The sequence below is a fragment of the Herpetosiphonaceae bacterium genome (genome assembly GCA_036374795.1).
Classification (GTDB): Bacteria; Chloroflexota; Chloroflexia; order Chloroflexales; family Kallotenuaceae; genus LB3-1.
Genome location: DASUTC010000305.1, coordinates 24477 through 37649, shown reverse-complemented (window position 1 = coordinate 37649; position 13173 = coordinate 24477). Strand labels below are relative to the sequence as shown.

15 protein-coding genes and 2 tRNA genes are annotated in these 13173 nt (G+C 63.0%); 3 read left to right on the top strand and 14 right to left on the bottom strand.

Annotation, left to right across the window (positions count from 1 at the left end):
- Positions 1-18: 18 nt before the first annotated feature.
- Positions 19-477 (bottom strand): transcriptional regulator NrdR, encoded by a 459-nt coding sequence (nrdR, locus tag VFZ66_23850; protein HEX6292242.1) that lies wholly within the window; start codon positions 475-477, stop codon positions 19-21.
- Positions 478-544: 67 nt separating this feature from the next.
- Here nrdR and VFZ66_23845 point away from each other — a divergent pair.
- Positions 545-620 (top strand) — tRNA-Pro (locus tag VFZ66_23845).
- A 4-nt stretch (positions 621-624) separates the two neighbouring features.
- Positions 625-699: transfer RNA gene (locus VFZ66_23840), tRNA-Gly, on the top strand.
- 1196 nt (positions 700-1895) lie between these two features.
- On the opposite strand, the gene VFZ66_23835 is transcribed toward VFZ66_23840, so the two are convergent.
- On the bottom strand, positions 1896-2405 hold the full coding sequence (locus tag VFZ66_23835; GenBank protein ID HEX6292241.1) for a hypothetical protein: 510 nt from the start codon (positions 2403-2405) through the stop codon (positions 1896-1898).
- Between the two features lie 307 nt (positions 2406-2712).
- On the bottom strand, positions 2713-2922 hold the full coding sequence (locus tag VFZ66_23830) for a dodecin (protein HEX6292240.1): 210 nt from the start codon (positions 2920-2922) through the stop codon (positions 2713-2715).
- Positions 2923-3293: 371 nt separating this feature from the next.
- Here VFZ66_23830 and VFZ66_23825 point away from each other — a divergent pair, with 371 nt between their 5' ends.
- The gene (locus tag VFZ66_23825) at positions 3294-3746 is read left to right on the top strand and encodes a hypothetical protein (protein HEX6292239.1); all 453 of its coding nucleotides are present in this window, start codon (positions 3294-3296) and stop codon (positions 3744-3746) included.
- A 104-nt stretch (positions 3747-3850) separates the two neighbouring features.
- On the opposite strand, the gene VFZ66_23820 is transcribed toward VFZ66_23825, so the two are convergent.
- The 11 genes from VFZ66_23820 to VFZ66_23770 all read right to left on the bottom strand — a co-directional run bounded on the left by VFZ66_23820 (position 3851) and on the right by VFZ66_23770 (position 12959).
- Positions 3851-4201 (bottom strand): cupin domain-containing protein, encoded by a 351-nt coding sequence (locus tag VFZ66_23820; GenBank protein HEX6292238.1) that lies wholly within the window; start codon positions 4199-4201, stop codon positions 3851-3853.
- A 160-nt stretch (positions 4202-4361) separates the two neighbouring features.
- On the bottom strand, positions 4362-4901 hold the full coding sequence (locus VFZ66_23815; GenBank protein ID HEX6292237.1) for a ClbS/DfsB family four-helix bundle protein: 540 nt from the start codon (positions 4899-4901) through the stop codon (positions 4362-4364).
- Between the two features lie 565 nt (positions 4902-5466).
- Positions 5467-6288: a sigma-70 family RNA polymerase sigma factor gene (locus VFZ66_23810; GenBank protein HEX6292236.1), complete on the bottom strand. Its 822-nt coding sequence runs from the start codon at positions 6286-6288 to the stop codon at positions 5467-5469.
- Between the two features lie 58 nt (positions 6289-6346).
- Positions 6347-6964, bottom strand: a complete 618-nt coding sequence (locus VFZ66_23805; GenBank protein ID HEX6292235.1) for a hypothetical protein — start codon at positions 6962-6964, stop codon at positions 6347-6349.
- A 20-nt stretch (positions 6965-6984) separates the two neighbouring features.
- Positions 6985-7281: a hypothetical protein gene (locus VFZ66_23800; protein ID HEX6292234.1), complete on the bottom strand. Its 297-nt coding sequence runs from the start codon at positions 7279-7281 to the stop codon at positions 6985-6987.
- A gap of 299 nt (positions 7282-7580) precedes the next feature.
- Entirely contained in the window at positions 7581-7766 is a 186-nt protein-coding gene (locus VFZ66_23795) for a hypothetical protein (GenBank protein ID HEX6292233.1), read from the bottom strand.
- Between the two features lie 13 nt (positions 7767-7779).
- Positions 7780-7944, bottom strand: coding sequence for a hypothetical protein (locus VFZ66_23790; protein ID HEX6292232.1), 165 nt, complete (start codon positions 7942-7944; stop codon positions 7780-7782).
- A 459-nt stretch (positions 7945-8403) separates the two neighbouring features.
- Positions 8404-9225: an STAS domain-containing protein gene (locus tag VFZ66_23785; GenBank protein HEX6292231.1), complete on the bottom strand. Its 822-nt coding sequence runs from the start codon at positions 9223-9225 to the stop codon at positions 8404-8406.
- A gap of 266 nt (positions 9226-9491) precedes the next feature.
- The gene (locus tag VFZ66_23780) at positions 9492-10322 is read right to left on the bottom strand and encodes a hypothetical protein (GenBank protein HEX6292230.1); all 831 of its coding nucleotides are present in this window, start codon (positions 10320-10322) and stop codon (positions 9492-9494) included.
- Positions 10323-10471: 149 nt separating this feature from the next.
- Positions 10472-12166, bottom strand: a complete 1695-nt coding sequence (locus VFZ66_23775) for a hypothetical protein (GenBank protein HEX6292229.1) — start codon at positions 12164-12166, stop codon at positions 10472-10474.
- Between the two features lie 148 nt (positions 12167-12314).
- Positions 12315-12959 carry a hypothetical protein gene (locus VFZ66_23770; GenBank protein ID HEX6292228.1) on the bottom strand — a complete coding sequence of 215 codons (645 nt, stop codon included), beginning with the start codon at positions 12957-12959 and terminating at the stop codon, positions 12315-12317.
- Positions 12960-13173 lie beyond the last annotated feature (214 nt).

Sequence of the window (13173 nt, the reverse complement as noted above, 5' to 3'; positions counted from 1 at the left end):
GTTATGAGTTGAGTAGCGTTACGGTGTCGTATTGCGCAGCGCATCCATCGCCTCGCGCAGCTTGCCCACGTCGTTGAATGCGCGGTAGACCGAGGCAAACCGGATATAGGCCACCTCGTCGACCTCGCGCAGCCGATCCATCACCAGATCGCCGATGACCACCGTGGGCACCTCCGGCAGATCGCAGGCCATCAGCGCGGCCTCGACCTCATTCACGATCCGCTCGGCGGCGTCGGGCGCGATCGGTCGACGATAGAGCGCGGTCTTGATCCCGCCGAGCACCTTCTCGCGCTCGTACGGCTCACGATTGCCGCTCTTCTTGACGACCAGCAGCGACGGCGGCTCGATTCGCTCCACCGTTGTAAAACGCCGTCCACACGCCTCGCACCGCCGCCGACGCCGAATCGTGGCGCCCTGATCGAGCTTGCGTGTATCCAGCACTTGTGTATCGTTCGCCTGGCAATATGGACAGCGCATACACAGGTATTATAGCACACCGGCTTTCCTTGACGATGCCCATGTCATCCGTTATACTTTCATGCGTCGGGGTGTGGCGCAGTTGGTAGCGCACAGCGTTTGGGACGCTGGGGTCGTAGGTTCGAATCCTATCACCCCGACCAGCCTGCGGGAGTAGCGCAATGGTAGCGCATCTGCCTTCCAAGCAGATGGTTGCGGGTTCGAGTCCCGTCTCCCGCTCCACAGCACGCCAGATAGGGACGACGTAGCGCTACGTCGTCCTTTTTGGCGTCTTTTCCCCACTGGAGCCTCCACACGGGGCGGAAAACTCGAAAACGCACAACTCAAAACCGAAAACCGGAGATTACGTCAAGCGTCAGAGATGGCGAAGCAGAGACAGCGGAAGGGTGTACGGATCTCCTGGAGAAGACCGCCGATAAAAACCCTTTCATGATCCGATGTGGCACTGCTGTTCGGCAGAGATAAACCGGCGGCGCCGCGATGTCCGTCCCGAACAATCTGGATCGTGCGCAGGTGGCACGCGCTCTGCGCCTGCCAGCAGCAGCGCCAGTACGCGGCGGCGCAGCGACAGCGGGATCGGGCTTGCTAGCGCCGTCTGCGGCACGCGCCACGGCTAGGGACGCCTCCGCGAAGCGAGCGCGGGATGGGGAGATCGTGGGATAACAGGTCTTTGCAGCCGTCTATCAACACCGCCTGGCCCCCTCACCCTCCCCACGCACCAACCACCCCGATCCCGGTGATCGGGGTGGTTCGTTACTGTTGACGCCACCCGCTCTACAGACGCGCCTGCACCACACCGGCAGATCTCCATCGCGGATGCGATCGCACCGGAGCTATCCCGCACGGTGAGCATCATGCTGACATATGTATCGGGATCGCAGCTACGCATCGTATGAGTCGCCGTCGAGAATGAGCTGAGCCAGGTCGGGATAGCACCTCTCGACCTGCTTGCCGCTTGGAAGCGGCGGGGTGAATGTCTGCTGCATAGATTCCTGGGCCTCCTCATGGGTGATGGTCGAGCCGCAGGAGCGCAGGAGGCGCGCTCCCTCGCTCAGTCCCGGCAGATCAGCAAGCTTAGGCCAGTGCTGTACCGGTTTCCCGCCGAGCAATCCCGAAGACCTTCCCGCTGGTCGGATGCGGAATCTCCTGGCCGCCGCACTTGGCTTGAGTCGTCGAGTTCAATGCCAAGGACTGGTCGAGGGGTGACGGGATCGCACAGGAGAAAATCAATATGTTTTTGGGCAATCCGATTTAAGGCCGCCCGGTTTTCATGGGGACGTGCCACAAAAAACATCGGCAGGCCGGGCTTTCATACAGATGATGGCTCGACCTTGGACCGCCTGAGCGAGAACCTGATAAATCGCACCCTCAGTTGGCGATAGAAACTGATCGCGGACGCCTGGACCTGGCGTTCCGTGCTACCAGCCCAGCCACCATAAGGTGCCGACGCCCCCCGCATACACCATGCCGAAGTAGAAGAGTAAGCGGGTAGCCGACAGACGTCTCCGAGAACCGCCACGCATCAAGGCGCGCGCTCGCGTTTGAATATCAAGGGTCGTCCGCTGTGCCGCTTCCAGTTCGCGTAAGTAGGTCCGTAAAAAGTCCGTGTAGATGTTGAACCGGGAGAACACCAGATAGGCAAACCAGTAGATAATTAAACCAGACAGGCGGGCGACGTGGGGCAGGGGTTGGCGCAACTGCTCCTGGAACGAAAAGCCAAAGATCGCAAAGCTGACGCTGAGGAAAAAGGTGGCAACGGTCCAGCGCGTATTCGTATGACCTTGCTCGATCTCCCAGATTTTCAGGTACGTCTCGTCATCGATCTGGGGCTGCGGAGGAAACGAGCTGCTGGGCAACGTGTCATGGCGAGGAAGGGTTGGGTTGTCTGTACCTGCCAATACGTCATGTAACACCTGCGAGTCCTTCATAGGATGTGTGCTCCTAAGCTGGCTTAATCATGATTGTATCCGATGGGGCAAGGGTGCAATGTATGGTACACCCCAGCCCGCCCACCAGGATGGTTGGCCTACAGCATCCGATTCTCATTCCCGGTGGCACCGTGTTCAGCGCGTGTGGCAGCCCTCCATCACGTCGCCCGGCGCAGATCACGGAACCTACTCCCCCACGATCACCGGCCAGCGCACCTGACGCTGGCCCCGCCGCCCGCCCTCGGACGCAGCCTCATTTGCCAGGACCGCGTCCGCGCGACACGTTCGCTGCCGGTGGCGATGGCCGTCACTCGTCCACCGTGAAGCCAAGTTTGACGGTCACTTGCCAGTACGCGATGCCGCCGTTCTCGATGTAGCCCCGCGTTTCGACCACTTCAAACCACCGCATGTTGCGGATAGTGGCCGACGCTCTACTGAGGGCGTTCGCAACCGCGTCTTCGATCCCCGTCTTTGATGAGCCAACCAACTCGATCACCTTGTACACGTGCTCGCTCATACTGGCCTCCGTTACTCCGCAGGGTTACGCATCACCCACCCGCTGTGCGGCTGTCGAGGATGCTAGCGTAAGATGCCACGAGGTGCATGCTGCCGTGAGTATAGCCACGGACGCGGCACCTGTCGAGTCGGGTGGCGCACAAGAGGATGGGCATGAATCAGGGCGTCCCCACCACCGCGCTTGGGGAGGATACACTACGGCGGGAGCGCGTGAATCGGCGGATGGCGTGGGACCGACACCGCTCAAGGTCGGACAGCGACTCTGGTCGAAAGTTCGGTTGCACGCGCCGTCCCCCCCACTACAATGGGCGTATCTCGGAAGCTCTGTGTCCATCGCACGGACGTGTGGTGGGAGGCTATGGAGGAACGCTGATGTTCACAGTACAACGAACGGTGGTCGTGGCGGTAACGGTGCTCACGTTGCTCGTGGTGGGCGTGGTGGCGGGAGCCCCCGCCTATGCGACCCCTGGGAGCGGTGCCATTCGGATCAGCGATTCGAACTGCCATGACGACGATGGCTATACGGCATGCATGACGGCTGAGGGCGTGGCGAATGAAACCTTTACGCCCGCCGGCCATGCGATCTACACCGGGCAGGTCCGTGCGACCTTCCGCCTGACCGACCCGGCTGGGGCGCTCGTGTATGAGGGAGAGTCCACGTCCCACTTCCAGCGGCTGGAGAAAGACGAACTGCTGCACCTGCTCAGCCAGCAGATACGTTCGACCACGACGCGGGCGGACGGTGTCACGTGTACCTTCACCTATACCATGCATCTGGTCAACGGAGAGATTCAATTCGATCGCAGCGAAACGGAATGCCAGTGAGCGTGCTCGTTCGCGCAGACCTTTCGGGTGCGCGGACGAGCTGGTTCTGATGCAGCGGTCATCCAGCGCATGATGCGCGCGTCGTTGCAGATGTGCGCCGCCGCTTACTCCACCGCTGGTGCCGGTCGCAGCGTGTCCACCTGAATCATGATCGCCGTCATCCCCGTCTCGCTTCCTTTCGCGTGCAGCTCGCCACGGGGAAAATAGGCGGCGTGTCCAGCCGACACCGCGACCCGTACGCCGTCGGGACCGCTGACCCAGCCCGCGCCGTCGACGATCAGAAAGAGCTGCCCAAAGCCCGTCGGATGCGGTCCAATAGCGCCGCCCGCTTCAAACCGGACACAATAGATGTGGGCGTGACCCTCGCCGTCTCCAAGATGCACGCTGGATGCCCCAATGCTAGCAAACTGGGTAATCGTGGTGGCCCGGTCCGCCGAGAAATCAAGCATGCGCATACCCCACCTCACTCATCCAACATCCCACCGGCGTGCGGAGGGCGGGTGCATCGAGAAACCCGCCGAACGCCACACCGCAGCATTCGCGCGTGGTTTCCAGCACGTTCTTCGGCGGCAGCCGCACCGCACGCCCTCGAGCTCCATGCAGCGTCACACGCCCTCACTCCCCGCGACGCTCCCCCTGAACGATCGCTATGATCCAGGGTGTATGTTCGTCATAGTGGTGAGCGGTGTTGCCCAAAATGTACTCGTAGATCAGGCTGCCTTCCTGTCCCGTAAAGGGTGCGACGAAGTGCTCATAGGGTGCCGACAGGTCGCTGTCGGCAAGGGCGTCCACCGCTGCGGCCACGCGCTCGTGGGCCGCGACGAGCTGGGCGCGGGCGGCAGCCGGGGTCAGGTGATGGTGCTGGCGTTGGATCTGGGCGTTGAGGACATCGTACTCCGGTTCTGTGTCATCGGCAGGGTCAAGCACCAGGCCCATGGCGGCCCAGCGATCGTCACGACGGAGCAGCGCCGCAATCCCGTCGGCCCAGACGGCCAGATGGGTGAGATGATCGCGCACCGACCAGCCGGCGTCGTCGTGGGGGATGAGCAGGTCATCATCGGAGAGCGCATCGATAACCGCTAAGAATTGGGTCAAGCTGGCGTCCATCTCGGCGCGCAGCGCGTGTTTGGTTGGGAGGGCATCGCCATCACGCATCACGGAGGCTCCTTTTGCATAGTAGCGGGACGCGCACGGGGCTGGTTTCGAGAACATCAAACCGCGCCGCCGCGACCAGTATAGCAGGATACGCCACCGAGCCTGCCGACCGACAGCGCTTTTTGCCAATCGTGTGATTCTTGCGGAGTTGTCGCATCGATCGTGGCGCGTGAGCGATGCGACAACCACTGCTACATCTTGATATATTCGGCACTGCCCTTTTCTAACCTCGCATGTGCATACCGTGAGGTCGTCTCTAGACTCGCATGACCAACTAGTTCCTTGATCAGGTGCGCTGGTGCGCCTGCATCGAAGGCGTGGGAGATAGGCGCATCCAGCGCGGTGATACATCGTCCTCAACCTCCGGCACCACGCGCGCCGAGCTGCATCGCACAATGCGAAAGACCTGCTGCCGCCCCAGCGCTGCCTTTCTATGAGCGAAAGACCGGATCATCCAGCCGCGTATCTCCTATGAGCGACATAAGCTATCCACACTGCGCCGCCGTGAGCTTCCGCCGCGCACCGTCGCCGCAGCAGGGCGTTCTCAGCGGTTCACCCTTGCACCCTACGACAGCCCATACGCGCCCGACCGCAGGGTCGTAAGCGCATGCGCCTCGATCTGCCGGGTGCGCTCGCGGGTGATGCCGAAGACCGCGCCAACCTCCTCAAGCGTGCGGTTTCTGCCGTCGGTGAGGCCGTAGCGCAGCGCTAGCACCTGCTGCTCGCGTTCCGGCAGTGCCGCAACCAGCGCGCGGAGACGGGCGTTGCGATCCGCCTGTTCGGCCTGCGCTTCCACCGATCCAGGCGCGACCAGACGATCAGCCAGCGTCGGCGCGTCGTCCATGTCCTGGCCCCGGCGCAGCGGCGCATCGAGGGACGACTCCGCGTGCAGCGCGTCCAGGCAGACCTGCACCTTCTTAGCCGAGACACCCAGCGCGGCGGCCAGCTCCGCGACGGTTGGCTCGCGATCGAGCTGGCCGATGAGCGCTGCGCGGACCTTGCACGCCCTGACCGCCAGGTCGTGGAGATGCACCGGGAGGCGGATCGTTCGGCTCTGGTCGGCCAGCGCGCGCAGCACAGCCTGCCGAATCCACCACGTCGCGTAGGTCGAGAAGCGATGGCCCTGCTCAGGATCGAACTTCCGCGCGGCTTTCACCAGCCCGACATTCCCCTCTTGCACCAGGTCGGTCAGTGCTAGCCCGTGGCCCTGATACATTGCCGCGATCGAGACGACCAGGCGCAGGTTGTGCTCGATCAGCGCGTTGAGGGCCGCGTCATCCCCGGCGCGGTAGGCGCGCGCCAGGCGCTGCTCGTCGGCAGCGCTCAGTAGATCATGCGTTGCGCTCGCGATGTACTGATCCATACTGTCGATGTAATAGGCGTCCATCGATCCATCCTTGCTCCGACGAAGCAGGCCGCCGGGGAGCAGCGGCCTGCCGAACAAATTATGATCGATACGCCCCAGCCTGCCGCGCTGGACTGGCCGGACGCGGGAGATCGTCGGTCGTGTCGCGTGCGGCCTGGCGCTCCTCATACGCCTGCCGCTGCGCTCCACGCCGGACTCGCTCGACCCGAAACTGATGCGCCTGGAGGTAGTCCCGGATCTCCAGGCAGATGATCTCCAGGTCTTCCTCCGGCAGACGGATGCTCACCTGGGTGTGCGGCTTGCCGACGGGCGAGTAGCCGCCGGTGACGGTGCGCTTGCCCTGGCCCGTCTCAATCGTCAGGCGGTAGGGAAACTTTGCAAACTGGCCGTTTACGGTGTCATGCTCGAAGCGGAAGATCCGGCTCTCAATCGCGCCATCCCGCTCCGAGCCGCCGAAGCTCTCGAACTTCCAGCCTATGGCGCGACCACTCAGCGCCCGATGCACAAGCAGCTTGGCCCGGCCAACATCGAGCCAGCAGACAGCAGACCGGACGTGTCTGCGCTGCTCGCGGTTGTAGTCGACGATCTCCAGCTTGAGCTGATCGATCTGGAGGTAGCTGTACACGTTGAAAAATTGGCGGTTGGTCGCGTACTCGTAGATCGCGTAGGGAATGCTCTGGTTCGGTGCCTGTTCCATACCTCGTGCCTTTCTGTGCTCTACCTATACCCGGCGGGCCTGCGCGGGCGTGCTGGTGCGCGGCTTGACCACACGCGGGCGCTGCTGCCATTGGCCGCCTCGCGCTTAGTGAGCGTGAGCAGATTCACCATGCGCTCGGCGGCAAACGCGGCCAGCCGCTCATTCGTCCAGCCCAGCTCCGTGAGCAGGTGCTCCATGCACTGCCGCTGCTTCTCGCTGGCCGGGGTGTCCGGCTCGCGGATCGAAACCGGCGCGGCGGTCGCCCGCTCACGCAGCACGCGGGTGACAGATGAGGGTTCGGGTGTCCCTGGCATCATCGCCTCATCTCATTGAGCGCCGGGCAGCGCGGAGGGGTTCAGGGCGCGCAACCCGACATATCTAGTATCGCTGATCCGTGTGGCAGCTACCGTCACACGCGACGGTGATACCGGGAAGCGTTGGGGGTGCGCCGACGGGTATCGAGCGCACGCAGAGGCGCCAGCGCGGTGCTAGGCACTCGCCTGCTGGTCCTGAGACGCTCGTGCGCGTCAGGGAAGCACGCTCAAACTGATGGGGTTGGGGGTTGGTGCGCTCGATTGGGGATCGGGTGCGCTGGGCGGCAGCGCCTCGCGCGCCCCTAGGGCGCTGGCTCGCAGCTTGACGCGGCGACCGTATCGGTGCAGATCCATCCATCGTCGGTGATCGTGGTGGTAGTGAACGCCGCGTCGTTCGGCGTGACCGTCGCAGCGGGGCGGCTGAAGGCGAGGCCAACGCCGGCGAGCAGCAGGACCATAGCGATCAGGACGATGATTTTGTGGGACATCTCAATCCTCCTCTCAGGGACAGAGCCAGGCGGGTGCGATCAGAGCAGCGCGCTCGTACTGATTAACGGGCATGAAGCCCACAACATCACGGATGATTCCGCGCAGCTCGTCAAACACCTGCACCGCGATGGCTTCCGCTGCGTCGCGGTGGTCGTCGCGCCAACCGCCAACCGGCACAGCAAGTTCCCGGCCACGCTCGACGATAAGGGCGCTATTGGTCGCGATGCGCTGTCACCTGCCGGGTGGGAGGAGAATCGGCGCATCCCATCCTCAGGGAGGCGGGCGATCGTGCGCCCCGGCCCGATAGCCTGCTCCTGCGTGGACCCCTACGCGGTGTGCCGCGCCTTGCTAATCATCGAGGGTAATGTGCTTCCAGTTTCCACGGTGGCACGGGATAAATCGTGAACGTCTGATGCGATGCAAAGCTGTGGTCTGCTAGACAGACGTTCGGGAGGCCGGAGATCGTCCCACGGGTGGGGACCCAAGCAGATGGCTGTGGGTTCGAGTCCGTCTCCCGATCCAAGACAAGCAAAAAAGATCGAGCCGCAATGCTCGATCTTTTTTTGCTGCGTTTCCCCACCGAAGTCTAGATGTTCGTGCCGATGCTCGCGATCGTCCTCTATAGCACCCGCGCGCTTAGCCGGTAATGCGTAGCCCAAACTGCGAGAGGGCATATTCGATACCCGCCTTCATATTCGATCTGGTCCTGATCGAGGACAGGTCGGCACCAAGCTGGACGATCGCCTGGGCAATCTCCGCGCTAATACCCACCAGCACAACCTGCGCGCCGAGCAGTTGCGCCGCGCGTGACGCCTGCAAGAGGTAATGCGCCACCGTAGTGTCCACAATCGGCACGCCCGTGATGTCGACGATCACCACCTCGGCCTGGTGCTCGCTAATGCCATTGAGCAGCGTTTCAATGATCTGCCCAACGCGGTACGAATCGATCACGCCGACGAGCGGTAGGGCCAGAATGCCATCGTGCAGCGGAACAATCGGCGTGGACATCTCACGAATCTGATCGGCCTGCGCACGAATCACGCGCTCACGAACAGCGATAAATATCTGCGAAAGATAGATCACTCCGGCATACACAATCGCATGAAGCCGACCCAACCACCACATCTGGAGCGGCTGATCGCTCGCAAACCGCTTGGCGACAAAGGCATGCAAAAGCTCTTCGCTGAGGTAAACGGCCCGCAGCAAGTCCTCAACTCGCGACCCCTGTTCGGCGCGCACTTCGGCGACGCGCTGCCAGTACGCCGCAAATGCAACTTCCTGATCCTCGGACAGATCGCGCAAAAAGGCTTGCAGCGCCGCAGTAGCCATATTCAGCAGTTGTTCTTGCGAAAAGCCCATGTAGCTTTCAAGCCGAGCAGCTAGCAGTGCATCGACGATCTGCTGAGCAAAGTGAGGCACGTGTTCTGACAGTGCCTGGACAATAGCCTCCCGACTCATAGGCTATCCTGCATCTTCCGCTTCATGATGCTCTCCCCTTGCGATTAGTGCTACGATCCAGCATAAGCTGAGAGCACCCCTTCGTCCAGTCACATCATGGAAACCTGAAGTGGTCATGCTCAGGAAGTACCTATAGAAGCTAACGTGTCAGGCTGCATACGAGGTAGAGGGTCGCGATCCTGCCGAAATGAGGCTACGCGCACGAGAGTAGCCCTCCGATTAGGGCTGCGCTCTTCATGGTTAAGGCCGAGATCAGCACATACATTTCAGGGCACAAGCTCAGCGAAGCGGGCATGCGCTGCCGCTCCTGCCGCGCGCTCATCGTCGCTCCAATCGTCGTCCAGCAGGCGCATGCCGGTCTGCCGCTCAAGCGCCGTCTCGAAGCTCCGGCTTACCTCGGCAGCCTCCACCGCACGCCCGCACTGCTCCTCCAACCCCACAACCCGCCGCCCCAGCCAATCAGTCAGGATAGCGCGCTCGGATGGTGTCACCGCCATCAGCTCGGCTGTACGCTCCGGCCTCCAGCGCAGATGAATCGCTGCCTGGAAGAGCACGCCACCGCGTCCACGTAGCTGCGCCAGCCCGACCACTTTGCGCTGCGCGGACACAACCTCATACGGCGACAGCCCCGCGAAGCAGACGCGCTTGACCAGCGGTTCGAGCGTCTGAGCATCGGCGCGAGCCTCCGCAACCGGCACCAGCTGCGCATCCACGCCCAGCTCAGCGAGCGTCGCGGCCCAGGCGGTGCCAAGCCACTGGTAGGACGCCGTAATATCGCTCAGTGCGAGCGGATGCCCGCGTGGAAACGCCAGGTCGAGCATCAGCAGCGCCTCATCACACAGCACAGCCCCGCCGCCACTCGCCCGCCGATGGACAGGAACGCCGCGCGCAGCACAGGCTGCCAGGTTGACCTCGTGCGGCTGTTGGGACACGCCCAGCACCAGCGCGGGCGGCGCAATGCGATACCAGCGGATCGCGGGCAATCCCGTCTCCGCCGCTCCCGCGACCAGCGCCGCGCTGTGCTCAAGCTCTCGATCCGCCGCTGCCTCGCTCCAGGGCAGCCGACGGGCGGTGTTGTTATGATCCGAATATATCATGGTAGCTCATCGCGGCATCGCACTCACGCTGATTGCGGATCGTCCTGGCTGGTGCAGAGTCACGGAACCCTCTTGGAAACGTGCTCCTGCGACTCTGCCTGAGCACAGGCATCTCTGGAAGACTCCCACAACCTCCGGCTGACGAGGCGCTAGGGAACTTGCACGCCGCGCGCCCTCAGCACCTCAGCGCCCAGCCGACCCAGCAGCACCTTATACGGATCGGGGTTGGTGGGATGATACTCGAAGCGCGCGCGCTCGAACCACTGCGTCAGCACCTCGCTGCCGTCGGGATTTTTCTCGACCCTGGGCATCGTCAGCGGCAGCCCAAAGAGCGCCAGACTCTCGTTGAACGACGTGCCGCGCCGTCCGTCGAACTCAAGACCATGCGCGCGCCAGTATTGCAGAAACGGCCCGCACACGCTCCGCTGCTGCCCGCCCACGCTGAACGTCTGGCAGGCGCTATTGGGAAACGGATTATTGGGCGCGTCCTCGTTGCGCCAGTCGCGGCCCTGCGACCTGAGCAGCTCATCGCCGAGCCGACCCAGCAGCACGCGATACGGCTCGCGATTCTCAGGGTGGAACTCGAAGCGCTCACGCTCGAAGTACTGCGTGGTAAAGTCCTGGCCCAGATCGACGTTGCGCTCGACAAACTCCTCGCTGAGCGGATAGCCAAAGACTGCAAGGCCGCCGTTACGCTCCCAGAAGCGCTTAAACTCGTAGCTCAGCGCGTGGCCTGTCTCTGGAAAATAGCGCCGCTGCGCCGAGTCGGGAAACGGCGCGATCCGATCGAAGGGTGATGGTCCCTGGCTGGGACACGCCGCCAGGCCCGTCGAGACGCCGAACCAGTTGTCGACCGCCGATGGGTTGCCGGTGAAGACGCCGCGCGTCGTGCCTGCGTAGATTGCTGTTCCCACGCGCGGAGCCGACGTGGTGATCAGATCGAGCACCTGCGCGCCTTCAAGGCCCTGCTCGTAGCGCCGGAAGGCGTTCGCGCCGCCTCCGATCGGCCCGACGAAGACGCCCTTCGGCCCTGCGATAACCATCGTGTCGGGATACGTCGTCAGGGCACTGATCCCGCCGGTCTGCACGTCGGCGGGGATGCCGACCTCTTCCAGCGTGCTGCCTGTCGCCGCCAGACGGTAGAGCCGATTGGTCGGATCGTTGGGCTTCGATGCATGGATATAGAAGCTGAAGGTTCTCGAATCGAAAAAGATGCTGCCAAGCCGCAGGCGTATGCTTGGGTCGGCGCTCGTCGGCAGCTCGCCCCAGGTCGCGCCGCCATCCAGGGAGCGCATTAGCACGGAGCCGCCCACGCGACCGCTCAGCCCGAAATCGAAGAGCACCACATCCTGGCCGGTCGTGATGTCGCGCGCGACCGCAAGATCGAAGGGCGCGGCATCGGCGGTGGTGCTGGTGAGAATCCGCCAGGTACGACCTGCATCGTCGGAGCGGAAGACGGCATAGCTGCTGCTGCCAGCCAGCATATAGACTCGCTCACCCGTTGGATCGACGGCCAGCGCCCGCGCGCTGCCAACATCGATATTCGCCGCCTGCCAGGCCTCGCCCGGCGCGCGACGAAAGACCTTCCCGCCGCCGATCGCCACCAGCGCATCGTTCTTAAGCTGCACCAGATCGACGATCTGATCGTCCAGCCCGCCGATTTTCACCCAGCGCCCGTCTCCAACGGCCTGCTCGTACGCGCCGCAGATCGTCCCAGCATAGACCCGCCCCGGAGTCGTCCCGGCGAGCTTGACCACGGTCGGCGGCGCGGCGGTCTGCGCATGCGCCCGGATCGGCAGCAGAGCCAGCAGCAGGCCGCAGAGCGCAAGATACCATCGATACATCAACACATGCTCCTTCTAAGCACTACGTCTGGCAGTATACGGATCGCGGCGGCACAGGCAATGGGGCGCTCGGATGAGCGCCTGCTCCAACTTTGGTCCAATCAGAGGGGATAAGCTGAGCGCTGAGCAGCGGGGACGATGTTACAGCTCACTCCGGCATCAGCTTCTTTTGCGTGGCCTGCACCTTTTGCGACTCGGATCGCTCAGGCGTGGCGGGTGTGGAGCGATCCGACTCAGTCAGCGCGTAGTCGTGCAGCGCCCAGAGGCTAAACAGCCCGGCGATACTCGCGCCGAGCGTATCCATGATCAGGTCGTCGATAATATCATCGATGCTCTCGACCACCTCCGAGGCGACGAAGAAATCGCTCAGCCACTCGGCGATCTCCCAGAGCGCGCCGATCGCGATGCCAAAGCAGGCGATCGTCAGAACAAAAAGCAGGCGCTGCGCGTGGAAGCTGCTCAGCATGCGATGATAGGCCAGATAGCCAAACGCCAGCGTCACGGCGAAGGTCGTAAAGCCGTGGGCGATCTCGTCGTAGGGGCCGAGCGTGTTGTACCACTTGAAGGCCCAGCCGCCCGCGTTGAGCAGCGCGGCGATCACAAACAGCAGATCGAACAGCGTCGGCAGGTAGGCTTCCAGCTTGATAAACAGCACCGCCGCAGCCGTAAAGCCGACAAGCGGCAGCGCCATCATCCACTGGCCCTGCGCCCCAGTAAACACAATCGCCGCTACCAGCAGGGCTACTCCCAGCCACGCGGCCATACGATAGCCTCGCCAATTGCTATTCCGCATAGATCGACTCTACCTCCTGCTGCGCCATCAGTCCGGGGGATTGGGAGTCCCCCAACCATGTCACTGCTCTTGCAGAATCGCACACCCTGCTTCCCAAACACGCACGTTGATTCTGCACTGCTGCGCTCTGTATAGCAACGCGCGTGCCGCACCCCTGGCCTCGCGATTGGCAGCCAGCGACAGATCCGCCTCCGAGGCCATGAATCGAAGCGCG

Bases quoted from the DNA above. Each gene is read 5' to 3' on its own strand.
- VFZ66_23835 (HEX6292241.1), bottom strand. From the start codon at position 2,405: ATGAAGGACTCGCAGGTGTTACATGACGTATTGGCAGGTACAGACAAC.
- nrdR (HEX6292242.1), bottom strand. From the start codon at position 477: ATGCGCTGTCCATATTGCCAGGCGAACGATACACAAGTGCTGGATACA.
- VFZ66_23810 (HEX6292236.1), bottom strand. From the start codon at position 6,288: ATGGACGCCTATTACATCGACAGTATGGATCAGTACATCGCGAGCGCA.
- VFZ66_23795 (HEX6292233.1), bottom strand. From the start codon at position 7,766: ATGTCCCACAAAATCATCGTCCTGATCGCTATGGTCCTGCTGCTCGCC.
- VFZ66_23770 (HEX6292228.1), bottom strand. From the start codon at position 12,959: ATGCGGAATAGCAATTGGCGAGGCTATCGTATGGCCGCGTGGCTGGGA.
- VFZ66_23775 (HEX6292229.1), bottom strand. From the start codon at position 12,166: ATGTATCGATGGTATCTTGCGCTCTGCGGCCTGCTGCTGGCTCTGCTG.
- VFZ66_23830 (HEX6292240.1), bottom strand. From the start codon at position 2,922: ATGAGCGAGCACGTGTACAAGGTGATCGAGTTGGTTGGCTCATCAAAG.
- VFZ66_23785 (HEX6292231.1), bottom strand. From the start codon at position 9,225: ATGAGTCGGGAGGCTATTGTCCAGGCACTGTCAGAACACGTGCCTCAC.
- VFZ66_23780 (HEX6292230.1), bottom strand. From the start codon at position 10,322: ATGATATATTCGGATCATAACAACACCGCCCGTCGGCTGCCCTGGAGC.
- VFZ66_23825 (HEX6292239.1), top strand. From the start codon at position 3,294: ATGTTCACAGTACAACGAACGGTGGTCGTGGCGGTAACGGTGCTCACG.
- VFZ66_23815 (HEX6292237.1), bottom strand. From the start codon at position 4,901: ATGCGTGATGGCGATGCCCTCCCAACCAAACACGCGCTGCGCGCCGAG.
- VFZ66_23820 (HEX6292238.1), bottom strand. From the start codon at position 4,201: ATGCGCATGCTTGATTTCTCGGCGGACCGGGCCACCACGATTACCCAG.
- VFZ66_23800 (HEX6292234.1), bottom strand. From the start codon at position 7,281: ATGATGCCAGGGACACCCGAACCCTCATCTGTCACCCGCGTGCTGCGT.
- VFZ66_23805 (HEX6292235.1), bottom strand. From the start codon at position 6,964: ATGGAACAGGCACCGAACCAGAGCATTCCCTACGCGATCTACGAGTAC.